At 60.1% G+C, this 24,011-nt stretch carries 20 protein-coding genes, 2 tRNA genes and 1 pseudogene; 8 read left to right on the top strand and 15 right to left on the bottom strand.

Features of this window, described 5'->3' with window-relative positions; genetic code table 11:
• Positions 1–59 precede the first annotated feature (59 nt).
• Positions 60–464, bottom strand: coding sequence for a serine kinase/phosphatase (locus tag JJN09_RS27875; RefSeq protein WP_249484636.1), 405 nt, complete (start codon positions 462–464; stop codon positions 60–62).
• Positions 465–606: 142 nt separating this feature from the next.
• Between JJN09_RS27875 and can the strand changes: the two genes are divergently transcribed.
• Positions 607–1,251 (top strand): carbonate dehydratase, encoded by a 645-nt coding sequence (gene can / locus JJN09_RS27880; protein ID WP_249484637.1) that lies wholly within the window; start codon positions 607–609, stop codon positions 1,249–1,251.
• 8 nt (positions 1,252–1,259) lie between these two features.
• Here the strand turns inward: can and JJN09_RS27885 are convergent, their stop codons facing one another.
• The 4 genes from JJN09_RS27885 to JJN09_RS27900 form a co-directional block, all read right to left on the bottom strand.
• Positions 1,260–1,784: an SET domain-containing protein-lysine N-methyltransferase gene (locus JJN09_RS27885; protein WP_249484638.1), complete on the bottom strand. Its 525-nt coding sequence runs from the start codon at positions 1,782–1,784 to the stop codon at positions 1,260–1,262.
• Positions 1,785–1,962: 178 nt separating this feature from the next.
• Entirely contained in the window at positions 1,963–3,135 is a 1,173-nt protein-coding gene (locus JJN09_RS27890) for a hypothetical protein (protein ID WP_249484639.1), read from the bottom strand.
• Positions 3,136–3,254: 119 nt separating this feature from the next.
• Positions 3,255–4,955 carry an acid phosphatase gene (gene acpA / locus JJN09_RS27895; protein ID WP_249484640.1) on the bottom strand — a complete coding sequence of 567 codons (1,701 nt, stop codon included), beginning with the start codon at positions 4,953–4,955 and terminating at the stop codon, positions 3,255–3,257.
• Positions 4,956–5,109: 154 nt separating this feature from the next.
• Positions 5,110–6,528 carry a short-chain fatty acid transporter gene (locus JJN09_RS27900; RefSeq protein WP_102621203.1) on the bottom strand — a complete coding sequence of 473 codons (1,419 nt, stop codon included), beginning with the start codon at positions 6,526–6,528 and terminating at the stop codon, positions 5,110–5,112.
• Between the two features lie 199 nt (positions 6,529–6,727).
• Between JJN09_RS27900 and JJN09_RS27905 the strand changes: the two genes are divergently transcribed.
• Positions 6,728–8,041: an MFS transporter gene (locus JJN09_RS27905; RefSeq protein WP_249484641.1), complete on the top strand. Its 1,314-nt coding sequence runs from the start codon at positions 6,728–6,730 to the stop codon at positions 8,039–8,041.
• Between the two features lie 38 nt (positions 8,042–8,079).
• Here the strand turns inward: JJN09_RS27905 and JJN09_RS27910 are convergent, their stop codons facing one another.
• A complete protein-coding gene (locus JJN09_RS27910; RefSeq protein ID WP_249484643.1) occupies positions 8,080–9,450 on the bottom strand; it encodes a gluconate:H+ symporter in 1,371 nt (456 codons plus the stop codon).
• A 238-nt stretch (positions 9,451–9,688) separates the two neighbouring features.
• Here JJN09_RS27910 and JJN09_RS29685 point away from each other — a divergent pair, with 238 nt between their 5' ends.
• From JJN09_RS29685 to JJN09_RS27935, 4 genes and pseudogenes are all read left to right on the top strand, one after another.
• Positions 9,689–11,005 carry a PAS domain-containing methyl-accepting chemotaxis protein gene (locus JJN09_RS29685; protein WP_302851923.1) on the top strand — a complete coding sequence of 439 codons (1,317 nt, stop codon included), beginning with the start codon at positions 9,689–9,691 and terminating at the stop codon, positions 11,003–11,005.
• A gap of 87 nt (positions 11,006–11,092) precedes the next feature.
• On the top strand, positions 11,093–11,695 hold the full coding sequence (locus tag JJN09_RS27925; RefSeq protein WP_249484645.1) for a flavin reductase family protein: 603 nt from the start codon (positions 11,093–11,095) through the stop codon (positions 11,693–11,695).
• Positions 11,696–11,788: 93 nt separating this feature from the next.
• A pseudogene (locus JJN09_RS27930) lies at positions 11,789–12,342 on the top strand (DUF2975 domain-containing protein).
• Between the two features lie 7 nt (positions 12,343–12,349).
• Positions 12,350–12,571, top strand: a complete 222-nt coding sequence (locus JJN09_RS27935; RefSeq protein ID WP_249484647.1) for a helix-turn-helix transcriptional regulator — start codon at positions 12,350–12,352, stop codon at positions 12,569–12,571.
• Positions 12,572–12,705: 134 nt separating this feature from the next.
• Here JJN09_RS27935 and JJN09_RS27940 read toward each other — a convergent pair whose 3' ends face one another.
• Together JJN09_RS27940 and ggt are read right to left on the bottom strand one after the other, a co-directional pair.
• Positions 12,706–13,077, bottom strand: coding sequence for a type II toxin-antitoxin system HigA family antitoxin (locus JJN09_RS27940; protein WP_074692315.1), 372 nt, complete (start codon positions 13,075–13,077; stop codon positions 12,706–12,708).
• Between the two features lie 188 nt (positions 13,078–13,265).
• Positions 13,266–15,098, bottom strand: a complete 1,833-nt coding sequence (gene ggt / locus JJN09_RS27945; RefSeq protein ID WP_249484649.1) for a gamma-glutamyltransferase — start codon at positions 15,096–15,098, stop codon at positions 13,266–13,268.
• Between the two features lie 155 nt (positions 15,099–15,253).
• Here ggt and JJN09_RS27950 point away from each other — a divergent pair, with 155 nt between their 5' ends.
• The gene (locus tag JJN09_RS27950; RefSeq protein WP_249484651.1) at positions 15,254–16,354 is read left to right on the top strand and encodes a DUF2817 domain-containing protein; all 1,101 of its coding nucleotides are present in this window, start codon (positions 15,254–15,256) and stop codon (positions 16,352–16,354) included.
• 84 nt (positions 16,355–16,438) lie between these two features.
• Here JJN09_RS27950 and JJN09_RS27955 read toward each other — a convergent pair.
• Positions 16,439–16,515: transfer RNA gene (locus tag JJN09_RS27955), tRNA-Met, on the bottom strand.
• Positions 16,516–16,630: 115 nt separating this feature from the next.
• Entirely contained in the window at positions 16,631–18,688 is a 2,058-nt protein-coding gene (locus JJN09_RS27960) for a methyl-accepting chemotaxis protein (protein WP_249484653.1), read from the bottom strand.
• A 333-nt stretch (positions 18,689–19,021) separates the two neighbouring features.
• Here JJN09_RS27960 and JJN09_RS27965 point away from each other — a divergent pair, with 333 nt between their 5' ends.
• Positions 19,022–20,239, top strand: coding sequence for an MFS transporter (locus tag JJN09_RS27965; protein WP_249484657.1), 1,218 nt, complete (start codon positions 19,022–19,024; stop codon positions 20,237–20,239).
• Positions 20,240–20,302: 63 nt separating this feature from the next.
• Here JJN09_RS27965 and ychF read toward each other — a convergent pair whose 3' ends face one another.
• The 5 genes from ychF to JJN09_RS27990 all read right to left on the bottom strand — a co-directional run bounded on the left by ychF (position 20,303) and on the right by JJN09_RS27990 (position 23,985).
• The gene (ychF, locus tag JJN09_RS27970; protein ID WP_150772108.1) at positions 20,303–21,403 is read right to left on the bottom strand and encodes a redox-regulated ATPase YchF; all 1,101 of its coding nucleotides are present in this window, start codon (positions 21,401–21,403) and stop codon (positions 20,303–20,305) included.
• A gap of 23 nt (positions 21,404–21,426) precedes the next feature.
• Positions 21,427–22,011, bottom strand: coding sequence for an aminoacyl-tRNA hydrolase (gene pth / locus JJN09_RS27975; protein WP_007951726.1), 585 nt, complete (start codon positions 22,009–22,011; stop codon positions 21,427–21,429).
• A 171-nt stretch (positions 22,012–22,182) separates the two neighbouring features.
• A complete protein-coding gene (locus JJN09_RS27980) occupies positions 22,183–22,782 on the bottom strand; it encodes a 50S ribosomal protein L25/general stress protein Ctc (RefSeq protein ID WP_249484658.1) in 600 nt (199 codons plus the stop codon).
• Between the two features lie 141 nt (positions 22,783–22,923).
• The gene (locus JJN09_RS27985; protein WP_003171603.1) at positions 22,924–23,865 is read right to left on the bottom strand and encodes a ribose-phosphate pyrophosphokinase; all 942 of its coding nucleotides are present in this window, start codon (positions 23,863–23,865) and stop codon (positions 22,924–22,926) included.
• A gap of 45 nt (positions 23,866–23,910) precedes the next feature.
• A tRNA-Gln gene (locus tag JJN09_RS27990) sits at positions 23,911–23,985 on the bottom strand.
• Positions 23,986–24,011 lie beyond the last annotated feature (26 nt).

Raw genomic sequence — 24,011 nt, forward strand, 5'->3', positions numbered from 1 at the left:
AATGTATTTCCCTGTGGGAGCCAGCCTGCTGGCGATAGCATTCTGACCTGCGATACCGATCAACGATTCCCATCCAGCGGATCACGCCGCGCCAGCTCCGCCTCATCGAGCCCGTTGCCACCGCCGATGTCGTCCTCATCGACAATGCTCAAATCCCAATCCGCCTGATTGCCCGACCCCAGCTCGTCCGCATCCCGCGCGCCGTCCTCGTGGATCAGGGTTTCCGGGCTCAGATCATCGTCGGTCGGCTCGTGATCAGCCACTGAAGCGCCGGTCAGGCCCGCTTCACGCACCCGCTCACGCGGCATCAATTGATCACGCTCGGTTTCCGGCAGTTCATCGCCGATCTTTGCGCTGGGCTGTTCGTCGTCGAAATCCAGCTCATGCACCGATCCCATGCGGTCTTCGTTATCATCGATGGGCTCCGGTTGCACCGCATCGAAGGGACGTCGTGAATCAGTCATGGCAAATCCTCATACTGTGGGCCTTACTGAGGTGGACTCACCGGGCGTACGAGAAATTCAAAGCAAATCACCGGCAATTCCTGCGTGACCCCGACGGGCGGTCGACTGTCATACCAGCGCATCTTTCTTGAGGCCTTACAGCATGCATGACTTACAAGACCTGATTGATAACAACGAGCGTTGGGCTGACGCGATCACCAAGGAAGACCCGGATTTCTTCGCGAAACTGGCGCGCCAGCAGACGCCGGAGTATCTGTGGATCGGTTGCTCCGACGCACGGGTGCCGGCCAACGAAATCGTCGGCATGCTGCCGGGCGATCTGTTCGTTCACCGCAACGTTGCCAACGTGGTGCTGCACACCGACCTCAACTGCCTGTCGGTGATCCAGTACGCCGTGGACGTGCTCAAGGTCAAACACATTCTGGTCACCGGCCACTACGGTTGCGGCGGTGTGCGAGCGTCGATGCAGGACCGCCAGTTCGGCCTGATCGATGGCTGGTTGCGGTCGATCCGTGACCTGTACTACGAAAAACGCGAAGAACTCGCCAAGTTGCCGACCGAAGAAGAACAGGTCGATCGTCTGTGCGAGCTCAACGTGATCCAGCAAGTGGCCAACGTCGCTCATACCAGCATCATCCAGAACGCCTGGCATCGCGGGCAGAGCCTGTCGATCCACGGTTGCATCTACGGCATCAAGGATGGCCGCTGGAAGAGCCTGAACACGACCATCAGCGGTTTCGAGCAACTGCCGCCGCAATACCGTTTGCGTCCGGTAGACGCGCAGTAGCTCGCCGGTCAGCGAAAACCTTGCCGACGCCAGCTCTGCAAATAGCGCTGGCCTTCAAGATTGGGGGATTCGTCGTAGCCGACAATCCACCCGCGGCAGTGTGAAGACCCGCAACCGCAGGCGAATTGCCTGAGCAGTTTGTCCTCGGTGGCGGTGTAATCCATGGTCAGCCGGTCGCCGGGTTTAATGTCCCGCAGTGCCCACAGCCATAATTCGCTCATGTCGAGAAACACGTTCGGGTCGCACGAGTGCTCGAACAGTCCGAAGAAACGCGGATCGTAGATATGAATACCGGGTTGCAGTTGTCGGGTCTGTCGGCAGCGGTAAGGCAGCAATTGCCCCGAGACCCGGCACATTCGGGTGATACGCAGGAATTCTCTGCGCGCCACAACAGCGAGGGGCATGGCGTGGCTGTCTTGAACAATTTCGAAGTCAGTCCTGGAGGGGAACCCGAGGCGAACGGGGAGTCCGGCGAAGGGATAAATGCCCTTGGTATCGCGAGGAGGGCGACTTTGCAGTGCATAAGTATTCATAACGGTCCTTGTCGGCCAGGTGTTGCGATTCCCCGGACTGACATCCTGTCAGTCCTGTAACCGTAGTTTGGATCCAAGAATCCCGTATATGACACTAGCGGTCTACTGTCAGATCTGACAGGCGAAATAGACGTTTTCCCGAGTCAGCCAAGGCTGACACGGGAATTTCACGCGTTGGTCAGAGATGTGGAGCCGGTGCGGCCATGGCCGGCAGCGGGCCCTTCAATTGTTGCAACTGGGTTTTGACTGTCGGGGTCGAGCAGGTGGTTGCTGCCTGCGCCGGGGTTTGATTGCGGATCGAGGTGTAGAACAGCTCGCAGGTTTTGACCTTCTGTGTCACTTGCCAGGTCTGGGTGCAACTGTTCAGCAGTGTTTTCGGATCCGTGCCCGGCTTGCTGCCCATCCCGGCCTGCCAGCAGGCGGCGCTCAAGTCTTGCCCCATCACCTTCAGCCCGGCTGCATCGGCCTTGGCCTGTGCATCGTCGCCGGTGTAGCTCTTGGGATCGGCGGCGTACCAGATGTAACTTGGGTGGTTGGAACCCAGTACAGGCACGTTCACCCCGGCGCTCGGGGTAATGGTTGCCAGGCCGAGAACGTCGACGGTCGGCCCGTACTGTTTCTTGATCCAGTTACGCACCGGCGCGCCGAAGGCCACCATCGGCAAGGCGGCGCCATTGGTGCTGACACTGACCTGTTTGACCATGGTGGTCTGGTAATCCTTGAAGTAGTCATACACGCCTTCCAGATCGCTGCCGGCGCTGGCGGGCGCGGCAATCGGCGCGATATCGACGATGGTCTGGTAGCCCGGCGTCTGATCGGCGGGGATGCCGTTGTCGGTCAGCAGTGCCGCCCAGCGATCAGTGGTGTTGGAGCGCAGGTAATCCTGGGCCTGGGTCAGCGAGTAGTCCGGCGGGAAGTGCAGCAGTTCGACGCTTTTACGGTTTTCCAACGCCATGCCCAATGGCAGGAACAGATACCAGCTGTACGCCCATTTGCCATCGGCGTTGAGCTTGCTGGCGCCGGTGTAGGCCAGGTCTCCGGCATCCAGCAGCGCGGCCAGCGGTTTGTCATAGCCTTTCGGCACGCCGCTGATCTCGGCGTAGAGCTGATTATTGTCGGTTTTCACCAGCACCTTGGCGTTGGCGTAACCATCGCGCTGCACGCTTTGGGTCAGGTAGTGGGTGACGGTCTGCTCAAGCGTCCAGTTGCGAAAGCAAATCACGCTGCAATTGTTGGGATAAGCGAAGAGGCGGGTGACGCGCTCCGTGCTGCCCAGTTTCAGGTCGACATCGGCGTGGGCGGCTGCGCTCAACGTGAGCGCAGCGAGGGTGAGTCCTGCGAGTTTGAACATGCTCAGATCCTTTTCAGCGTGGGTTCCCCGTTGTTCGGGTGCGCCACATAGTGGATCAGCCGGGTGATGGCGAGAAGCCGTCATCCACAGTTTTTTGAGCTGTAGCGCAGGACCTGTCTTCAGGCCTTGAAATGCAGGGCATTGGTCAAATCGCCCATTGGCTTCTGACCTCGGCCGATCATCGCATCGTCACGCTGCTTGATACCCGCCAGCGTTTCCAGCTGAAACACCCGGGTGATCAGGCGCAGGATCGATGCGGTGTCATAAACCGTGTGATCCACCGTGCCTTTGCGGGCAAACGGTGACACTACCAGCGCCGGCACTCGCGAACCTGGCCCCCAGCGATCGCCCTTGGGCGGCGCGACGTGGTCCCACCAGCCGCCGTTTTCATCGACGGTCACGATCACCACCATGTTTTTCCACTGCGGACTTTCCCGCAGCACTTTCAGGGCCCGGACGATGTGGCGGTCGCCGGAGGCCACGTCGGCGTAACCGGCGTGCATGTTCAGGTTGCCCTGGGGTTTGTAGAAACTCACGGCCGGCAATTTGCCCGCTTCGGCATCGGCGAAGAACTTGTTGGTGCTCGATTCATCGCCCAGGCCGGCGTCGCGCAGGCGCTTGCTGCGCTCTTCGGGATGCTCCGGTCCTTGCTGCTGGAAGTAATTGAACGGCTGGTGGTGATACTGGAAGTTGGGGATTTTCGGGATGCCGCCGGAATCCTTGTACTGATCCAACGTCGCTTGCCAGGCACCGGCGTACCACGCCCAGTCGACGTTCTTCTTCGACAACTTGTCGCCAATGTGCTCGTGGGTCTGGGGCACCATGACGTTGGGCAGATCGGCTTTGGAATACGCCGGGCGCTCCGGGTCGCGAATCCACGTCGGCCAGTACGGCGGGGCGAGGGTGTTGACCCCGTAACCGTCCGGGGTCAGCGCGCTCGGGCCGAACTGCGGCGGGCCGGTCATGGCGCTGGCCGGGGATTGCTCCAGCGGCTTGAGGCGCGAGTCGGCCGGGTCGTCGCTTTGCAGCGCAGCGATCTGACTCTTGGCGACCGAACTGGCGACGTTCGGGTAGAACGGCGCGGTGGCGCTGATCAGGTATTGGTGATTGAGGAACGAGCCACCGAAGGCGCCCTGGAAGAAGTTGTCGCACAGCACAAATTCCTGGGCCACGTCCCACAAACGCAGGGAGTAACGGCTCTGGGCATAGTGGCCCATGGTCAGGCCTCCCGAGTCGGCCCAGGCAACGAAGCCGTCGTTCTTGCCACCGTTGATCTGCATTTGGTTCTGATAGAACACGTGCCACAAATCGCGAGTCACCAGGCCGAGCGGCAAGTCCTCGGCGTTCGGTCCTTTGAGGGCGAAAGGCGCGTTGGGCAGGTTTTCTTGAAACTGGACCGCGTTGGGATAAGTCACGCCATCGAGAGTCTGCGGGCCGATCTGCAACACACCGCCCCAGGCCGGCGGCAGGGTCTGCAGCAGGCTGCCGTCGCGGTCACGCTGTTGATAGTCGGCAGGCTTGAGCGCCGACAACGGTTTTTCGACTCCGGGGAAATCACCGAATAGGTTGTTGAAACTGCGGTTCTCGGCGTAGATCACCACAACGGTCTTCACCTGATCGCGCAGTGCCTTGTCCAGCTCGGTGGGGGAGAGCGGACGCTCGTCGGGTTTGCCCGGCTGATCACCGGCATTCCCGCACCCGGCCAGCGTGGCGCCCACACCTAGGACGGCGACACCGCCGAGAAAACGGCGGCGGCTGCTATCGGTGGGGTTATCGAATTCTGGTGAGGAGGGATCTTTGCCGTCTGCGTCGTCGTTCATGTAGAAGTCCGTTTTGCTTAATTGTTTCAGTATGTTTCGGGCGGACGCTAGCAAGGGAATGTGACGGTTGGGTGACATTTTGAAGCCCGGAAACAAATGTGGGAGCCAGTACGCTGGCTCCCACATGAGAATCACGTCGGAAGATAGCCCCGGATTACGGCATCACTGGCGGCGTATACGCCAACGTCGTCCCCAGCGCCCACAGCAACAGCAGCACCAGCGGTGTGTGCACCAGCAGTTGTACGAACGAGAAGCCGATCAGGTCCCGCGCCTTCAACCCCAGCACGCCCAGCAGCGGCAGCATGTAGAACGGGTTGATCAGGTTCGGCAGGGCTTCGGCGGCGTTGTAGATCTGCACCGCCCAGCCCAGGTGATAGTTGAGGTCATTGGCCACTTGCATCACGTACGGCGCCTCGATGATCCACTTGCCGCCGCCGGATGGAATAAAGAAGCCGAGAATTGCCGAGTACACGCCCATCAGCAGCGCGTAGGTGTCGTGGGAAGCGATGCTGACGAAAAAGGTCGAGATGTGATGGGCCAAAGTCTGCGCATCGGTGCCTTTGACCGTGGTCATCAGCGCGGCAATCGAGCCGTATAGCGGGAACTGGATCAGCACGCCGGTGGTGGTTGGCACCGCTCGCGCCACTGCATCGAGGAAGCTGCGCGGGCGCCAGTGCAGCAACGCGCCAAGCATGATGAACAGGAAGTTATAGGTGTTGAGCCCGGAAATCGCGGTGATCGCAGGTTTAGTCGAAAACTCATGGAACAACCATCCGGCCGCCAACAGCACCAGCACGATGATCAGCAGCGGGCTGTGCTCCAGCCATTCGCCCGGGCGGGTGCGAGGTTGCAGGGGTGGCAGGTTGAAGGCGGGGTCGATGCCGCAGGCCTTGGCGTCGCGCGCCGAGTTCGGACCCGGTGCGGTGGCGTAGGCGATGATGATCGAGATCACCACCAGCGCCAGCAGCATCACTCCCGACTGCCAGAGAAAAATCGTCTGAGTGAATGGAATCACCCCGGTAATCGACAGAATCGATGGCGGCAAACTGGCGGGGTTGGCCTGCAACTGCGCGGCGGACGACGACAGGCCCAACGCCCAGACGGCGCCAAGGCCAAGGTAGGCAGCGGCACCGGCGGCGCGATAATCCATTTTCAGATCGGTGCGGCGTGCGAGGGCGCGCACCAGCAGACCGCCGAACACCAGCGACAGGCCCCAGTTCAGCAACGACGCGACCATCGAGATCAGCGCGACCCAAGCCACGGCGGAGCGGCCGTTCTTCGGGATTCGCGCCAGGCGATCGATCAGTTTCACGGCGGGCGGCGAACTGGCCACCACGTAACCACCGATGACTACGAAGGCCATCTGCATGGTGAACGGGATCAGGCTCCAGAAACCGTCACCGAACGCCATGGCAGCGTCGGTGGGTTTGGCCCCCATGGCCAGGGTCGCCAGCGCCACGATAATCACCGCCAGTGCGGCAAATACCCAGGAGTCGGGAAACCAGCGTTCGGCAAAGCTTGAGCAGCGCAAGGCAAAGCGCGCAGAGCGGCTATCTTCGATATCAACGGCCACGGGAGTACCTCGGATTTTTATGTTTATTGTGGTCTTCGGGGCTTGGCCGGCCCGTCTGGACAGGTGCCAACAGTAAATCAACCGGCGGATTTTTGTGACCGTGTTTTGCTGAATCAGACTATGGTCTAACGGGTTGTCGATCGGCCCTTTTGCGTAGACCATGGGCGCCTTGGTTTTTTGCCTGCCAGAGTTCTTTGCCATGACTGCCAACTCCGAAGCCCGACCGGCGCCATTCAGCCGGTCCGACTACAAGACCCTCGGCCTTGCAGCCTTGGGCGGGGCGCTGGAGATCTACGATTTCATCATTTTCGTGTTCTTCGCCCTGACCCTCAGCCAACTGTTCTTCCCGCCGGAAATGCCCGAGTGGCTGCGCCTGCTGCAAAGCTTCGGGATTTTTGTCACCGGCTATCTGGCGCGCCCGCTGGGCGGAATCCTGATGGCGCATTTCGCCGACCGGCTGGGGCGCAAGAAAGTCTTCAGCCTGAGCATCCTGATGATGGCGCTGCCGTGCCTGCTGATCGGGATCATGCCGACTTATGCACAGATCGGTTATTTCGCACCGTTGTTGCTGCTGGCGCTGCGTATCCTGCAAGGCGCCGCAGTGGGCGGTGAAGTACCGAGCGCCTGGGTGTTTGTTGCCGAGCACGCGCCGGCCGGGCATCGCGGTTATGCATTGGGATTCTTACAGGCCGGGCTGACGTTTGGTTATCTGATCGGCGCGTTGACCGCGACCTTCCTGGCACAAGTCTTCACCCCCGCCGAAGTACTCGATTACGCCTGGCGCTATCCGTTTCTGCTTGGTGGCGTGTTTGGTGTGATCGGCGTCTGGCTGCGTCGCTGGCTGAGCGAAACCCCGGTGTTCATGGCCATGGAAGCGCAGCGTGAGGCGCGGATCGAACTGCCGTTGCGCACGGTATTGCGCGAACATCGTCTGGCGATGCTGCCGGCCATGCTCCTGACCTGCGTGCTGACTTCGGCGGTGGTTGTGTTCGTGGTCATCACCCCGACCATGATGCAAAAGACCTTCGGCATGACCGCCGGCCATACTTTTGCGTTGAGCGCGCTGGGCATTGTTTTCCTGAACATCGGCTGCGTGATTGCCGGTGCACTGGTTGATCGCATCGGCGCCTGGCGCACCGTCATGCTGTACAGCCTGCTGCTGCCTCTGGGGATCGGCGTGCTTTACACCTGCCTGATAAGCGGCGGGGATTGGGTCGGTCTGGCCTATGCCATCGCAGGGTTGAGCTGTGGCGTGGTCGGTGCGGTGCCATCGGTCATGGTCAGTCTGTTTCCAGCGCGTATCCGCGTTTCGGGCATTTCCTTTACCTACAACATTGCCTACGCCGCATGGGCAAGCATCACACCGCTGCTGCTGATCGGTCTGATGCCGTGGAGCCCATGGATCTGTGTGATGTTCTGCGCGGTGATGGGCGCGGTCGGCATCGTCAGCGCGGCGTACTTCGGTGTGCGCATGCCCGGGGGCGGGCGCCGTTCGGTGGCGCCCTGTTCCTGAAGGCTGGTTGACGCCCTCAGCGCAGACTCGCGCGGCCGTCACGTCAACCAGTGCCACCACAGCAAGGTCCCTGCCAGACCCACCACCGAGACGATGGTTTGCAGGACCGACCAGACCCAGATCGTCTGTTTCAGTTGCAGGCCGAAGTACTCGCGAACCATCCAGAAGCCGGCGTCGTTCACGTGGCAGAAGAACACTGAGCCGGCGCCAATCGCCAGCGCCACCAACGAGCTTTGCGTCGCGGCGAGGCCCGCCATCATCGGCGCCAGAATCCCCGCCGTCGTCGTGGTGGCCACCGTCGCCGAGCCTGTGGCCTGACGCAGTGCCACGGCAATCAGCCAGGCCAGCAGCAGATATGGCATGTGCGCGCCTTCGGCGACTTTACTGATGGTCTGGCTGACGCCGGCATCCAGCAAGGTCTGCTTCAAGCCGCCACCGGCACCGATGGTCAGCAACAGCACGGCAATCGGCGCGAGGCTTTTGCGCAGGGTGCCGCCGACGTGTTCACGCGACATTCCGTTGGCCCAGCCGAGGCAGATCACCGCCGCCATGACGGCAATGCCCAACGCCACCAAGGGTTCTCCGAGAAACTTCAGGGTCAGGGCGACGCTGCTTTCCGGGCTCATCGCGACTTTCGCCAGCGTGCTGCCGAGCATCAGCAACACCGGCAACAGAATGATCAACAGCGACATGCCGAAGCTCGGCTGGCGCGGCGCTTTCGGCGGGGCGCTGAACAGCGCGCCAAGTTCCGCTGGCTCTTCGACGTGCATGCGTTTCGACAGCCAGTTGCCGTAGACCGGTCCGGCCAGGATCACCGCCGGGATGGCGATGCTGAAGCCCAGCAACATGGTCAGCCCAAGGTCGGCATGCAATGCGCTGACCGCGATCAACGGTCCGGGATGCGGAGGCATCAGGGCATGCAGCGTGGTCATGCCGGCCAGCGCCGGAATCGCGATTTTCAACAGCGGCTGACCGGAGCGGCGGGCCATGACGAAGATGATCGGTACCATCATCACCAACCCCACTTCGAAGAACAGCGGCAGGCCAATCACCATTGCCACCAGCGCCATGACCCACGGCAGGGACTTGCCTTTGCCCAGCCCGAGCAAAGTCGACGCAATGCGGTCGGCGGCACCGGATTCGGCCATCAGCGCGCCAAGCATCGAGCCCAGCGCGATGATGATCCCCGCCTCACCGAGAATCGCCCCGGCGCCTTTGCTGAACGCCTTGGCCACGTCCTCTGGCGGTAAACCCGCACCGACGCCAGCAATGAACGTACCGATCAGGATCGATAGAAAGGGTGGTAGCCGGGTGGCGCTGATCAACACGATAATCGTCGCAATCGCCAGCAGGCAGCAGAGAATCAGTCGTGTGTCGTGAACCATCCAGGCAGCGGTCGATAAATCCAAAACGGGACTCCTTATCGGGCGGTTACCTGCAACATATTGTTGCAATTTGTCCTGAGAATACCTGATATGGCCGGGCCAGAGCGCCGGGTTTTGTATCCGTTCCGCGAGGGCGGATAAGACCAATGGCCCATTGAGATTATTTTTGACTGCCCGGTCTCAATAGCTCTTCAGAAAAAAATTCCAAGGCCGATGGTTAGGCTGCAACCCCGCTTTCCATCCAGTCCATCGGTGCTTTCCCATGTTCAACAAACGCCTGAAGCAAGAGCTGGCGGCTCTTCGTGAAGAACTCTCCAGCCTTCTGCAAGTGAAGGAGAGCCTGGAAAGCGAGATGCTGGTGCTGACCCTTGAGCCCGACGGAAGGGTTCAATCGGTCAACCAGAACTTCCTCAATGAAATGCTCTACAAGAGCCATGACCTGATCGGCCGCGCGATCGAAGACATCGTGCCGGCCCATGTGAAGTCCGACGAGTTTCATCACCGCTTCAAGGCTGCACTGACGCGGGGCGAGCATTTCGCCGGCGCCGTGCGTTTGTCGCGCGGCAATGGCGAAGAGGCGTGGTTGCGTTCGATCGTTCAGCCGATTCGTTCGTCTGACGGGCGGATCAGGCACTTCTCGATTTTCTCCAGCGACCTGACCCGCACCATCGAAGCCTCCCGCGAACACGAGAACCTGATCGGCGCGCTGGTGCGTTCGACTGCGGTGATCGAGTTCGATCTCAACGGTAACGTGCTGAGTGCCAACGACCGGTTCCTTCAGGGGATGGGTTACAGCCTGGCGCAGATCAAGGGCAAACATCACCGCATGTTCTGTGAGCCGGGAGAAGCCAACAGCGCCGAGTACCAGAACTTCTGGCGTCGATTGAACAACGGTGAATACGTTGCCGGACGATTCAAGCGAGTCGACCATCATGGCCGTGTCGTGTGGCTGGAGGCGTCCTACAACCCGGTACTCGACGCCAACGAAAAACTCTACAAAGTGGTGAAGTTCGCCACGGTGATCACCGATCAGGTCAATCAGGAGCAAGCCGTCGCCGAGGCCGCCAACATTGCCTACAGCACGTCCTTGCAGACCGACAGCACCGCCCAGCGTGGAACCCGTGTGGTCACCGAAGCGGTCAACGTGATGCGCGATCTCTCGCGGCACATGCAGACCGCCGGCGAAGGCATCGAGGCACTGAACGAGCAATCGCAGGTGATCGGCACCATCGTCAAGACCATCAGCGGCATTGCCGAACAGACCAACCTGCTGGCACTCAACGCCGCCATTGAAGCCGCACGTGCAGGCGAGCAGGGCCGTGGTTTTGCGGTGGTGGCCGACGAAGTGCGGCAACTGGCTTCACGCACCAGCCAGGCCACCGAGGAAATCGTCGGCGTGGTCCGCCAGAACCAGGACATGGCACGCAACGCCGTGGCACTGATGACCGACGGCAAGCTTCAGGCCGAGCAAGGGCTGGCGCTGGCGGCGGAGGCAGGCACAGTGATCGTCGAGATCCAGGACGGCGCGCAGAAAGTGGTGAACGCGGTCGGCCAGTTCGCCAACCAGTTATCCAGCTGATGCCTGCCAGGCGAAGGGATTGTCCAAGGCAATCCCTTCGCTGTTTTTATCCCGCTACAATCGGCTCTTTTTCCCGGAGCAGATCCCATGAGCGAATTCTTCCGTCGCCCGGTTCCCCTGAACAAAGCCTACCGCCTGCTCAATCACGGGCCGACCGTATTGGTCAGCGCCGCCCATGACAGGCAGCGCAACATCATGGCTGCAGCCTGGGCCATGCCGCTGGATTTCGAACCGCCGAAAGTCGCGGTGGTGCTGGACAAGTCCACCTGGACCCGGCAACTGCTTGAAGCGTCCGGCACCTTCGTTCTCAACGTCCCTTGCGTGAATCAGGCCGATATCGTGCAAACCGTCGGTTCGACTTCGGGCCTGGAAATCAATCGTGATCAAGGTCAGGACAAGTTCCAGGCCTATGGCTTGCAGACCTTCGCGGGCGAGCAGGTTGATGCGCCGATGCTGGACGGCTGCGTGGCCTGGCTCGAATGCCGGCTGCTGCCGGAGCCGCGCAATCATGAACAGTACGATCTATTTCTGGCAGAGGTGATCGCGGCGCAGGCTGACGCGCGGGTTTTCAGCGATGGGCGCTGGCATTTTGAAGGGCATGATGAATTGCGCACGCTGCACCATGTGGCCGGTGGGAATTTTCTGAAAATCGGTGATCCGGTGGTCGGGAAGGGCCTGGGCGTTTTTTGACAGATTGTTAATGTTTTGCAGTAATTAATTATTGTTTTACGATAATTTTAATTGTTAAGGTAGCTCTCACATTCATTCTTGTGAGGCTTTCCCGTGACCACCCACGGGCTCGTGCAATTCAGTCGGCGCATGGCGACGATGACGTTGATCCTGATCGTCGCAATGCTGCTGCTCAATGCTGTGTTGTGGGTTTACCCACCGTTGGCGGAAAAGGAGGGCTGGGGTTTGCGCTGACCGAGCGTCAACTGTCGCAAATGGCCGGCACCGCAGCGTCGTTTCCGTGGTGGCAGAAGCTGGGCGGGATCGTGCTGTCGAGCATTCCCCTGCTGGCGCTGGCGCCAGGCTTGAACCATTTGCGCCGGCTGTTTCAGAGCTATGGGCGGGGTGAGTATTTCGCCCGTGAAACGGCGGACCATCTGGGCAAGGTCGGGCGAGCCGTGGCGATTTGGGTGCTGCTGGATTTCCTCTGTGAACCGATGCTCAGCCTGTGGGTCACCCAGAATGCGCCGGTGGGTGAGCGCTTGTTCACCTTGAGCATCACAGCTGCTTCGTTCGTCGCATTGTTCCTGGCCGCGTGTATCGCGGTGATTGCGCGGATCCTGTCGCAAGCCAGCGAAGTGGACCGGGAAAACCGCACGTTTATATGAGGTCGACATGCCTATCGTGATTCAACTGGATGTGATGCTCGCACTGCGCAAGGTCAAATCCAAAGACCTTGCAGCGGCAATCGGCATTACCGAGGCCAACCTGTCGCTGCTCAAACAGGGCAAAGTCAAAGGGCTGCGACTGGCGACACTGGATGCCATCTGCGAATACCTCAACTGTCAGCCCGGCGATCTGCTGGTCAGGGTGGCGGAAGAGGAGGGCGAAGCCTGAGGGTTTCATTTGTCGCCGAATCGAATTCATGGACATACAAAAAAGGCTTACCTCTCGGTAAGCCTTTTTCAGTTGGCGGGCGGGGACTTCAGGATAGGCAATACATGTTGAGGTGCCTGGATGGCTGTTTTTTATCAGACCGATTTCATGGGTTTGATCAAACTCTCTGCCGGAATACCGAACAACTCGTGAAGTTTCCAGATCATGGGAAGCGTCAGCGCGCGTTTGCCATTCAGAACCTCATAAACGCGGTTTGTCCGGCCAATTGCAGGTGCGAGATCGGCTGCCGACAGACCGGACTGCTCCATCCGAAACCTTATGGCGTCAATCGGGTTGGGCAGGTCGAGTGGGAAGTGTCTGGCCTCATAGGCTTCTATAAGGGTGATCATGATGTCGAAGTAATCACCCTCAGGCGTGCCGGGCTCTGGCTCATTCTCGAAAAGAGCGGACACGTCTTTGAGCGCCGCACGGTAGTCTTCTTCGGTATGAATCGGACGTATGTTCATGGGTTACTCCATTTCGACGGTATCAGCGTCGATTGCGTCGTACTGTTTGTGAGAACTCTGCAAGCACTCTATCCCGGACAGCATTTTTCCGGTGTAGGAAAAGGCAATGTGATTTAACCGAATCGGATTCATGGACATACAAAAAAGGCTTACCTCTCGGTAAGCCTTTTTCAGTTGGCAACGGTAACTCAATTCCCCAACGCTTCCCCCTCTCTCCGAGGATCCGCCCCACCGGCCAGCGTTGCTTTCCCCTGCGCATCCTTGACCCGCACGATGGCCTGGGTGCCGCTGGTCATGTCGATTTCGTTGACGGTGTGGCCCTTGTCCTTGAGTGCCTGGATCAGTGCCGGGGTGAACTGGCCCTGTTCCAGTTCCGTCGGGCCGTTGCGGCTGCCGAAGTTGGGCAGGCTGATGGCGCTTTGCGGGTCGAGGTTCCAGTCGAGCAGGCCGACGGTGGTTTTGGCCACGTATTCGATGATCTGCGAGCCGCCCGGAGAGCCAACGGTGGCGACGAATTCACCGCTGTTGCGATCAAAGATCAGGGTCGGTGCCATTGATGAGCGCGGACGTTTGCCGGGCTCTACGCGGTTGGCAACTTTCTGCCCGTTTTCTTCGGGGATGAACGAGAAATCGGTCATCTGGTTGTTGAGCAAAAAGCCCTGAACCATCAGGTGCGAGCCGAACGCCGCTTCGATGGTGGTGGTCATCGACACGGCGCCACCGAAGTCATCCACCGCCACGACTTGCGAGGTGGAGATGCGCAGCGGCGAGCGGTCCGGTGCATAGGCCACCTGCACGCCCGGCGGGGTGCCGGGCTTGGCGGTGCCCATGCTGCGTTCGCCGATCAGGCTCGCGCGGCTGGCCAGATAACCCGGATCGACCAGGCCTTTGACCGGCACCGGTACGAAGTCGGTATCGGCCACGTATTGTGCGCGGTCGGCGTAGGCCAGCCGTTCGGCTTCGGCGATCAGATGCACGGCTTGCGGCGCAGGTTCGAGGCCGGCCGGTTTATCGGTTTTCACAGGTTTGAGCGGCGTTAGGGAAAGACGCGGGTCGCGGGTTTCCAGCGCCTGCAAGGTGCCGAGAATCTGCGCCACCGCAATCCCGCCGGACGATGGCGGCGGCATCCCGCAAACCTGCCAGCGCTTGTAGTCGGTGCACAGTGGTGCGCGTTCCTTGGCCTGATAGTGCTGAAGGTCGTTCAGCGACAGGCTGCCGGGGTTGGCGTGGCCCTGGACCTTGGCCACGATCTCTTCGGCGATCGGGCCTTTGTACAGCGCGTTCGCACCTTCGTTGGCGATGCGTTTGAGCACAGCGGCCAGGGCAGGGTTTTGCAGTCGCGTGCCGACGGCTTTGACACTGCCGTCGCTGTTGAGGAAGTAACTGGCCATGTCCGGCGAGCGGCGTACCACCGGGTCGGATTCCAATAGCGAATGCAGGCGCGGGGAGATCGCAAAGCCCTGTTCAGCCAGTTTGATTGCCGGTGCAAACAACGTCGCCCACGGCAGACGACCGTGTTGTTTGTGCGCCATCTCCAATGCGCGCAATACGCCGGGCGTGCCGACGGAGCGTCCGCCGATCTGCGCCTGTGGAAACGGCATCGGTTTGCCGTCGGCCTGCAGGAATAGCTTTTCGGTAGCGCCGGCCGGTGCGGTTTCGCGACCGTCATAGGTGCGCACCTGTTTGCCGTCCCACAACACAATCATCGCGCCACCGCCGATCCCGGAGGATTGCGGTTCGACCAGCGTCAACACGGCTTGCATCGCAATGGCAGCGTCGATGGCCGAACCACCTTGACGCAGCATCTCGCGACCGGCCTCGGCGGCCAGCGGATTGGCAGCGGCGGCCATGTGTTTGTCGGCGTGGCTGGCTTGCAGGTCGGTGCGGTAACCGGAGGCGGCCTCCGGTGCCAGCGGCAAGGTCGAGGAGGGCGGTGCATTGCACGCAGTGAGGGAGATGGCGCTGACGATCAGGGTCAACGCCGGCAGGCGAAAGCGCTTCAGGGGCAGGGCTGGAAACACGCGGGGCTCTCCGTCCGTGGGATAAAAGTCTGACGGACTGTATCGGCCGACCGTGCAGGACGCAAACCGTCGGTATGTTTGTCCTTCATGCCTTGGCGAATTTTCTGTAGGGTCAGGGGCAAACGTGAAGCCAGAACAATCAACAAGAGGCCAGCATGCACAGCGAGTTTCCGACCCAGTCCAGCTACCGCCATCAGCGCGAACAATTTCTTGCCGCCGCCACCGCGGCCGGTGCGACGCTCACCTCATACGCACATCCGCGCTGCGGGCCGTTTGGCGAGCCATTGAGCACCGATGTGGCGGTGTTGGGAGATCCGCAAGCCAAACGGCGTCTGGTGGCGCTCAGCGGCACCCACGGAGTGGAGGGCTATTACGGTTCGGAGTGCCAGATCGACTGGCTGAAGCATTTCACGCCGGGCTCGCTGCCGAAGGATGTCGCGGTGGTGATGATTCATCTGATCAACCCGTGGGGCACCGCATGGCTACGGCGGGTCAACGAAGACAATATCGACCTCAATCGCAATCATCTGGACTTCAATCAACCGCTTCCGGACAACCAGGCTTACGCCGCGCTGCATGAGATCTACGCGTGCACCGATTTGAATGGCCCCGAGCGGCAGCGCGCCGATGCCTTGCTTGATGCGCAAATCGCCGAGCACGGCTGGCCGGCGGTGATGTCGATTGTCGAGGGCGGCCAGCACAGTCATCCCGATGGGCTGTTTTTCGGAGGCCTGGCGCCGAGCTGGTCGAATCGCACGCTGCATCAGATCATCGAGACCCACCTGGCCGGTGCTGAAGCCGTGATGTGTTTCGACCTGCACACCGGCGCCGGCGAGTACGGTCATCCGATGCTGCTGACGATCACTCGGGCACCTTATCCGGCACTGGCCCAGGCGCAATCGATCTACGGCCCGTGGCTCTACACGCTGCACACCGGTGCCGAGACTGTGAGCGAAACCGGTGTCGCGGCGACTGCTACCGGTTACACCTCGCAGGCATTGCTCAACGCGCTGCCGAATGTGCAACTGATGCCGTTCGTGATCGAGTGCGGGACTTATCCGGGGCCGGACGTGCATCGCTACTTGCGCGACGATCACTGGGTGCATCTGCACGGTGATCCGCTGGATGCGACGGGGCGCGAGATCAAATTGAATCTGCTGGAGCAGTTCTATCCCGCCGACCCGGACTGGCGAGAGATGGTGGGTTTGCGTACCCGGCAGATCTGGGCGAAAGGGCTGGCGGCGCTGGCCGTCTGAGCAACAGTGCCGGCTGTTCTCGGTCGGCACTTTTCTCGAGGCATAAAAAAACGGCCTACCTTTCGGTAAGCCGTTTTTAGTACTTGGTGGCTACACAGGGACTTGAACCCCGGACCCCAGCATTATGAATGCTATGCTCTAACCAACTGAGCTATGTAGCCAAGTGGCGCGCATTATTCCCCTGAAATGGAAAAGCGTCAAGCGTAAATTTAAAATATTTCTTCTTATTTTCAACCGCTTATCTTCCCGCGCCGAAAAACGGGGCGGGGAGGGCTTTCATCGCAGCTGAAATCTCCCGGTATTCGCACTCAAGGCATGGCTGCCCTGGCTCAAGGTGTCCGCCGCGAGGTTCACTGCCCGTGCGCCTTCGAGCAGTCTCACCGCGGCCTGATCGACCTGTTGGATATTGCCGCTGACCTCATCGGCCGTGCTTGCCTGTTCCTCGACCGCCGTGGCGATTTGCGCGAGGGTGTCTGTGACGCTCTGCACGGCGCTGGCGATTTCCCCCAGGCGTTCGCCCAACCCGGTGACGGCTTCGGCATCCGTTTGCGCCTGGCCGCACGCTGCTTCCATCAGGCTCACCGCTTCATTCACCGTCGCACGCAAGCTGTCGACCGTTCCGGCGATCTGCGCGGTGGACGATTGAGTACGTTGCGAGAGGCTGCGCACCTCGTCGGCCACCACGGCAAAACCACGACCTTGTTCCCCGGCACGAGCTGCCTCGATGGCGGCGTTGAGCGCCAGCAGGTTGGTCTGCTCGGCGACGCCGCGAATGGTATCGACCACCAGTTGAATTTGCTGCCCTTGCTCGCTGACTCGGCCCAGCGCGGCGGCAGTCTCATTCAGGCGCTGATTGAGTTGTTTAATGCTCGCCGTGGTGCGCTGGCTGTCGCGGCTGCTGTCGGCGGCGATGCGGCGGGTGTGCTGGGCGCTGCCCGAAGCCTGTTCGCAACTCTGCGCGACGCCCTGGGAGGTCGCTGCCAATTGCGTGGCCGCTGCGGCGATCTGGCTGATCTGCAATTGTTGCGCTTCTACTTCGCTGAGAGCGTCGCTGGAGTGATCGTTAAGGCTGCGCACTGCGTTGCTCAGTTGCGAAGTCTCGTGATCGACACCCAACAGACTGGTGCGCAGTTGCACGACGGCCACGTTGAGCGCGGTGCTGATCGACGCCAGTTCATCCCGGCCCACGACAGGCACTTGCAGGCTCAGATTGCCGTCGCGCAAGGCTTCGGCGAGCACCGTAATGCCGCTGGCGCTACGACGGATCGAGGCTTGCAGGCAGACGAACAGATACAGCGCTGCCAGCAACAGACAACCGAAGACCGTCGCCACAACGATGAACTGGCGAATCGCCGATCCGTGGTAGTCATCCAGGCGTTGATCCAGCGACACCAGCGATTGCTGGCGCAGCGTGGCGAGGTTGGCGAGCAGGGCGTCCAGGCTGCGCTCGAAATCTTCCGGTTTGAGATTGATGCTGCCGCCGAACACGCCGTCATCCAGTACTTTCAACCCGGCATCCAGCTGCTTGAGGCTGTCGTGATACTGCCCGGCCCAACCTTGCAGGGCGCTCGGCAGACGTGCTTCGAGCAGGCCTGCGGTTTTTACGAGCTGCTCGCGGGCATCGCCAATGCGGCTGCGCAGATCACGCAGTTGCAAGCGGCTTTGCAGGGTGAACTGACCGGATACCACAGACGCCTGGCCAACGGCTGCCAGTCGGCCGACCCGTTCGATCAGGTCCGGTGCATGTTGAGTGGAAATCTGTGTCAGCAGATAGGTTTCCAGCCACGGTGCGAGGATCAGGCGATTGTCCATCGCGATTTGTTCGCGCAATGCTTGCAGGGCACTGAGGGCGTTGGTGAAACGATCGTAACCGTCCGGCCACCAGCCGACACCAGAGAGGCTTTTCGAGTCCAGACCATTGAGCGCGGCTTGCAGGGCCTGATAGCGGGCCAGGGTTTCACCTTCCGCGCCTTCGGCTTGCAAGGCATTGCCCAGCTCCAACGTCGCCTGAGCAACGGCAGGCTGCACACCATCGAATGCAGCCATTGCAGCGAGGGTTGCGGGCGTCGGTTGGCGGTTGGTTTCCGTGGCACGCCAGCGGGCAGCGCGGTCGCGTTGAGCGGCAAGCAGGTTGTCGAGCGCATCGAGGGCGAGCAACTGACGCACACCGGCACGTTCGCCGGAAATCAGGTTGAGCTTGTCGCGATAATCCTGGCCGATCATCAACAGGCTACCGGCCAGCGGCAGAATGAACAGCAGAAACAACAACTGGAATTTACGCGCGAAGCCAAACCGCCCCAGCAATTTGATCCCCGGTGATAAGAAAGCCTGCATGCCCCATGACTCCTCTGGACACCACGCACCATTGGCGTGCACCGCGTTCGTTGCGAGCGCGATCAGTGCCCTGCTAAAAGGCTTCGAAAGTCCACTCTCGTCCGCTCTGTAGGCAGACTCTGTAGCAAAACTTCCCATTCTCGATCCCCTTTGTAAGGGGGCCGCGTTCAAGCGGAGAAGCAAGGCAAGAATCAGACCATGGCTTTGCGCTATCACTTGCGCGGCGATGAATGAATAGTTCGTTAGCTGGCTAAGGGGATGGCGCTGGCGCACCGAAAAATGGCACATTGGCGCACCTGCCTGTGTGCACCCATCTGCTGTACGGAAACTCCCATGGCTATCAGCAACGTTCAGACCGCCGCTGCGTCGGCGTCCGCTCCTCCCCAAAGCAGTCCCCTGGTGATGCGCATCATCGGCGCGGTGGCGCTGGCGCATTTGATCAACGACCTCATCCAGTCGGTGCTACCGTCGATCTATCCGATGCTCAAGGCCAACTACGGCTTGAGCTTCACCCAGGTCGGCCTGATCACCCTGACGTTCCAATTGACCGCTTCGCTGTTGCAGCCGTGGGTCGGTTACCACACTGACCGGCACCCGAAACCGTGGCTGTTGCCGGCCGGCTCCGTGTGCACGCTGATCGGTATTGTGATGATGTCGATGGTCGGCAGTTTCCCGCTGATTCTGCTGGCGGCAGCCCTGATTGGCATCGGCTCCTCGACCTTCCACCCTGAAGCTTCTCGTATCGCGCGGCTGGCGTCGGGCGGGCGTTTCGGTCTGGCGCAATCGACCTTCCAGGTCGGTGGCAACGCCGGCTCGGCATTCGGCCCTTTGCTGGCGGCGGCCATCATCATTCCGTTCGGGCAGGGCAACGTGGCCTGGTTTGGGCTGTTCGCGGTGTTTGCGCTGTTCGTGCTGTACCGCATCAGCCGCTGGTACGCCCATCACCTGAACTTGTTCAAGCTCAAGGCGGGCCAAGCCGCCACTCACGGACTTTCGAAGGGCAGGGTGACCAGCGCGTTGATCGTGCTCGGGTTACTGGTGTTCTCCAAGTATTTCTACATGGCCAGCCTGACCAGTTACTTCACCTTCTACCTGATCGAGAAGTTCGATCTGTCGGTCGCCAGTTCCCAGCTGCACTTGTTCCTGTTCCTCGGCGCGGTGGCGGCGGGCACGTTCTTTGGCGGGCCGATCGGCGACAAGATCGGGCGTAAGGCGGTGATCTGGTTCTCGATCCTCGGCGTTGCGCCATTCACGCTGCTCATGCCGCATGTCGACCTGTTCTGGACCACTGTCCTGAGCGTGGTGATCGGCTTCATCCTCGCTTCGGCGTTCTCGGCGATTGTGGTGTACGCGCAGGAACTGGTGCCGGGCAATGTCGGGATGATTGCCGGGGTGTTCTTCGGTCTGATGTTCGGATTTGGCGGGATTGGTGCGGCGTTGCTCGGGCATCTGGCAGACGTGCATGGCATCGAGTACGTGTATTTCCTGTGCTCGTTCCTGCCGTTGTTTGGTGTGCTGGCGATCTTCCTGCCAAGAACCAAAAAGACCTGACGGACTGAATTTCAGGCACAAAAAAGCCGCGTATCAAACGCGGCTTTTTCTTGGGTGCAGCTTTTACACGTTGAAGCGGAAGTGCATCACGTCGCCGTCTTTGACGATGTAATCCTTGCCTTCCAGACGCCATTTACCGGCTTCCTTGGTGCCTGCTTCGCCCTTGTACTGGATGAAGTCGTTGTAGGCGATCACTTCGGCGCGGATGAAGCCTTTCTCGAAGTCGGTGTGGATCACGCCAGCGGCTTGTGGTGCGGTGGCACCGACGCGGACGGTCCAGGCGCGGACTTCTTCGACACCGGCGGTGAAGTAGGTCTGCAGGTGCAGCATTTCGTAGCCGGCGCGGATCACGCGGTTCAGGCCAGGCTCTTCCAGGCCCAGGGCCTCGAGGAACATGTCTTTTTCTTCGCCGTCATCCAGCTCGGCGATTTCCGCTTCGATCTTGTTGCAGACCGGAACAACCATGGCGCCTTCTTCTTCGGCGATGGCCTTGACCACGTCCAGGTGCGGGTTGTTCTCGAAACCGTCTTCAGCGACGTTGGCGATGTACATGACCGGTTTGGTGGTCAGCAGGTGGAAGCCCTTGATCACCGCTTTTTCGTCGGTGCTCATGTTCTTCATCAGGCTGCGCGCTGGCTTGCCTTCGGTGAAGTGAGCGATCAGTTGCTCCAGCAGGCCTTTCTGAACGACGGCGTCCTTGTCACCACCCTTGGCGTTACGCGCGACTTTCTGCAGTTGCTTCTCGCAGCTGTCGAGGTCGGCGAAGATCAGTTCCAGGTCGATGATTTCGATGTCGCGCTTCGGGTCGACGCTGTTGGAAACGTGGATCACGTTTTCGTCTTCGAAGCAGCGCACGACGTGAGCGATCGCGTCGGTTTCGCGGATGTTGGCCAGGAATTTGTTGCCCAGACCTTCACCTTTCGAGGCGCCGGCAACGAGGCCTGCGATGTCGACGAATTCCATGGTGGTCGGCAGGATGCGCTTCGGATTGACGATGGCCGCCAGGGCGTCCAGACGCGGATCCGGCATCGGCACGATGCCACTGTTCGGCTCGATAGTGCAGAAGGGGAAGTTCTCGGCCGCGATCCCGGATTTGGTCAGGGCGTTGAACAGGGTGGACTTGCCGACGTTAGGCAGGCCGACGATGCCGCAATTGAATCCCATGGTGTTATCCCCGAGGAGTAGAGTCAGGCCTTCTGGCTGTGCAGGTTTTTCATCGCACGGTTCCATTCACCGGCGAGGATATCCGGCAGCACGCCGAGGGCAAAGTCGATGCTGGCATCGAGTTTTTCCTGTTCGGCGCGTGGCGCACGACCCAGGACGAAATTTGAAACCATACTGGCGACGCCCGGGTGGCCGATGCCAAGCCGCAGGCGGTGGAACGTATTCTGATTGCCCAATTGCGCAATGATGTCGCGCAATCCGTTGTGACCGCCATGGCCGCCGCCAACTTTGAGTTTGGCGACGCCCGGAGGCAGATCGAGTTCGTCGTGCGCCACCAGGATTTCTTCAGGCTTGATGCGGAAGAAACCGGCGAGTGCCGCCACGGCCTGGCCGCTGCGGTTCATGTAGGTGGTGGGAATCAGCAGACGAACATCCTGACCCTGATGCGAAAAGCGCCCGGTCAGGCCGAAATACTTGCGATCGGCCACGAGATTCACATTCTGTGCGTGGGCGATGCGCTCAACAAAAAGGGCCCCTGCGTTATGCCGGGTCTGTTCGTATTCAGCGCCTGGATTTCCCAGGCCAACGATCAGTTTGATGGCAGTCACGATAGGGGCCCTTCCTTGGAGTGGTGGATAACATAGCCGCAATCAGGAAGTGCGGCGAAAGTGGACGAAAAATGCTCATTTACCATGGATGTAAACTCCGCGTTCTCGCCCGCTTTCTCGCTACGTTCCAGTCCGCGATGTTACCTGCTCACTCCGGCTTCACAGAGTGAATTACTCTGCTGCGCCTTCGGTAGCTTCTGGAGCAACACGTGGAGCGTGGACGTTGGCAACAGCCTTGTCATCACCGTGTGCCAGAGCAACGAACTCAACGCCTTTAGGGGCTTTGATGTTCGACAGGTGAATGATCGAACCGATTTCAGCGTCAGCCAGGTCGACTTCGATGAACTCAGGCAGATCTTTCGGCAGGCAGGAAACTTCGATCTCGGCAACAACGTGCGAGATTTCGCCGCCTTTCTTCACTGGAGCAGCTTCGTTGATGAAGTGCACAGGAACGATAGCGGTCAGTTTCTGGCCAGCTACAACGCGTACGAAGTCAGCGTGCATCACGTGGCCTTTGGCCGGGTGACGTTGCAGAGCTTTGATGATCACGTTTTGCTTGGTGCCACCAACGTTCAGTTCGATAACGTGGCTGTAGGCAGCTTCGTTTTCGAGCAGTTTGGCAACTTCTTTGGCCAGCATGCTGATGGATTCAGGGGCTTTGTCGCCACCGTAAACAACAGCTGGAACCAGGGCGGCGAGACGACGCAGGCGGCGGCTCGCACCTTTCCCCAGGTCGGAACGCGCTTCAGCATTCAGAGTAAAATCGTTCATTTTGTATCTCCAAAATAGCCATGACCGAGTGGCGTTTGCGACCAGCGCCGAACACGGTATGGGCAAAAAAGCCCCGCCCCGGCAGGAATGCCGGGGCGGGGCGCTTTTCGTCAACGAGACATTTCGAGAAGGGCAGGGCCCTTAACGGAACATCGCGCTGATCGATTCTTCATTGCTGATGCGGCGAACCGCTTCGGCAACAACCGGTGCGATATCCAGTTGACGGATACGTGCACAGGCTTGTGCTGCAGCGGACAGCGGGATGGTGTTAGTGACCACCAGCTCGTCCAGCACGGAATTTTCGATATTCTCGATGGCCCGACCCGACAGCACAGGGTGTGTGCAGTAGGCAAAGACCTTGGCTGCGCCATGCTCTTTCAGGGCCTTGGCCGCGTGGCACAGAGTGCCTGCGGTATCGACCATGTCATCGACCAGAATGCAGGTACGCCCTTCGACATCACCGATGATATGCATCACTTCAGAGTGATTGGCTTTCTCACGGCGTTTGTCGATGATCCCGAGATCCACGCCCAGAGACTTGGCAACGGCACGTGCACGCACGACGCCACCAATGTCCGGAGACACGATCATCAGGTTCTCGAAGCGCTGATCTTCGATGTCATCCACCAGAACCGGGGAGCCGTAGATGTTATCTACCGGAATATCGAAGAAACCCTGAATCTGGTCAGCATGCAGATCAACCGTGAGAACACGGTCGATGCCGACTACGGTAAGCATGTCAGCGACGACTTTCGCGCTGATAGCCACACGTGCGGAACGCGGACGGCGATCCTGACGGGCATAACCAAAATAAGGAATAACAGCAGTGATACGAGTAGCCGAGGAGCGGCGGAAGGCATCAGCCATCACTACCAGTTCCATCAGGTTATCGTTGGTCGGAGCGCAAGTCGGCTGAATAATGAAAACGTCTTTACCGCGAACGTTTTCATTGATCTCGGCTGTAATTTCGCCGTCGGAAAATTTACCGACAGAGATGTCACCGAGAGGGATATGCAGCTGACGTACGACACGCCGAGCCAGATCGGGGTTAGCGTTCCCCGTAAAGACCATCATCTTGGACACGCGCAGTACCTAGAGGCTGAGGGTAACCTGGATGAGTATAGAAAATGGCAGGGGCGGCTGGATTCGAACCAACGCATGGCAGGATCAAAACCTGCTGCCTTACCGCTTGGCGACGCCCCTGTAGCTGTTGCTTGCAAGTGCCGGGC

The organism is Pseudomonas sp. HS6, assembly GCF_023375815.1.
Taxonomy (GTDB): Bacteria; Pseudomonadota; Gammaproteobacteria; order Pseudomonadales; family Pseudomonadaceae; genus Aquipseudomonas.

What these genes read in the sequence shown, in the direction of transcription:
- JJN09_RS27875 (WP_249484636.1), bottom strand. Translation starts at nt 464, where the DNA reads ATGACTGATTCACGACGTCCCTTCGATGCGGTGCAACCGGAGCCCATC.
- can (WP_249484637.1), top strand. Translation starts at nt 607, where the DNA reads ATGCATGACTTACAAGACCTGATTGATAACAACGAGCGTTGGGCTGAC.
- JJN09_RS27885 (WP_249484638.1), bottom strand. Translation starts at nt 1,784, where the DNA reads ATGAATACTTATGCACTGCAAAGTCGCCCTCCTCGCGATACCAAGGGC.
- JJN09_RS27890 (WP_249484639.1), bottom strand. Translation starts at nt 3,135, where the DNA reads ATGTTCAAACTCGCAGGACTCACCCTCGCTGCGCTCACGTTGAGCGCA.
- acpA (WP_249484640.1), bottom strand. Translation starts at nt 4,955, where the DNA reads ATGAACGACGACGCAGACGGCAAAGATCCCTCCTCACCAGAATTCGAT.
- JJN09_RS27905 (WP_249484641.1), top strand. Translation starts at nt 6,728, where the DNA reads ATGACTGCCAACTCCGAAGCCCGACCGGCGCCATTCAGCCGGTCCGAC.
- JJN09_RS29685 (WP_302851923.1), top strand. Translation starts at nt 9,689, where the DNA reads ATGTTCAACAAACGCCTGAAGCAAGAGCTGGCGGCTCTTCGTGAAGAA.
- JJN09_RS27925 (WP_249484645.1), top strand. Translation starts at nt 11,093, where the DNA reads ATGAGCGAATTCTTCCGTCGCCCGGTTCCCCTGAACAAAGCCTACCGC.
- JJN09_RS27935 (WP_249484647.1), top strand. Translation starts at nt 12,350, where the DNA reads ATGCCTATCGTGATTCAACTGGATGTGATGCTCGCACTGCGCAAGGTC.
- JJN09_RS27940 (WP_074692315.1), bottom strand. Translation starts at nt 13,077, where the DNA reads ATGAACATACGTCCGATTCATACCGAAGAAGACTACCGTGCGGCGCTC.
- JJN09_RS27950 (WP_249484651.1), top strand. Translation starts at nt 15,254, where the DNA reads ATGCACAGCGAGTTTCCGACCCAGTCCAGCTACCGCCATCAGCGCGAA.
- JJN09_RS27960 (WP_249484653.1), bottom strand. Translation starts at nt 18,688, where the DNA reads ATGCAGGCTTTCTTATCACCGGGGATCAAATTGCTGGGGCGGTTTGGC.
- JJN09_RS27965 (WP_249484657.1), top strand. Translation starts at nt 19,022, where the DNA reads ATGGCTATCAGCAACGTTCAGACCGCCGCTGCGTCGGCGTCCGCTCCT.
- ychF (WP_150772108.1), bottom strand. Translation starts at nt 21,403, where the DNA reads ATGGGATTCAATTGCGGCATCGTCGGCCTGCCTAACGTCGGCAAGTCC.
- JJN09_RS27980 (WP_249484658.1), bottom strand. Translation starts at nt 22,782, where the DNA reads ATGAACGATTTTACTCTGAATGCTGAAGCGCGTTCCGACCTGGGGAAA.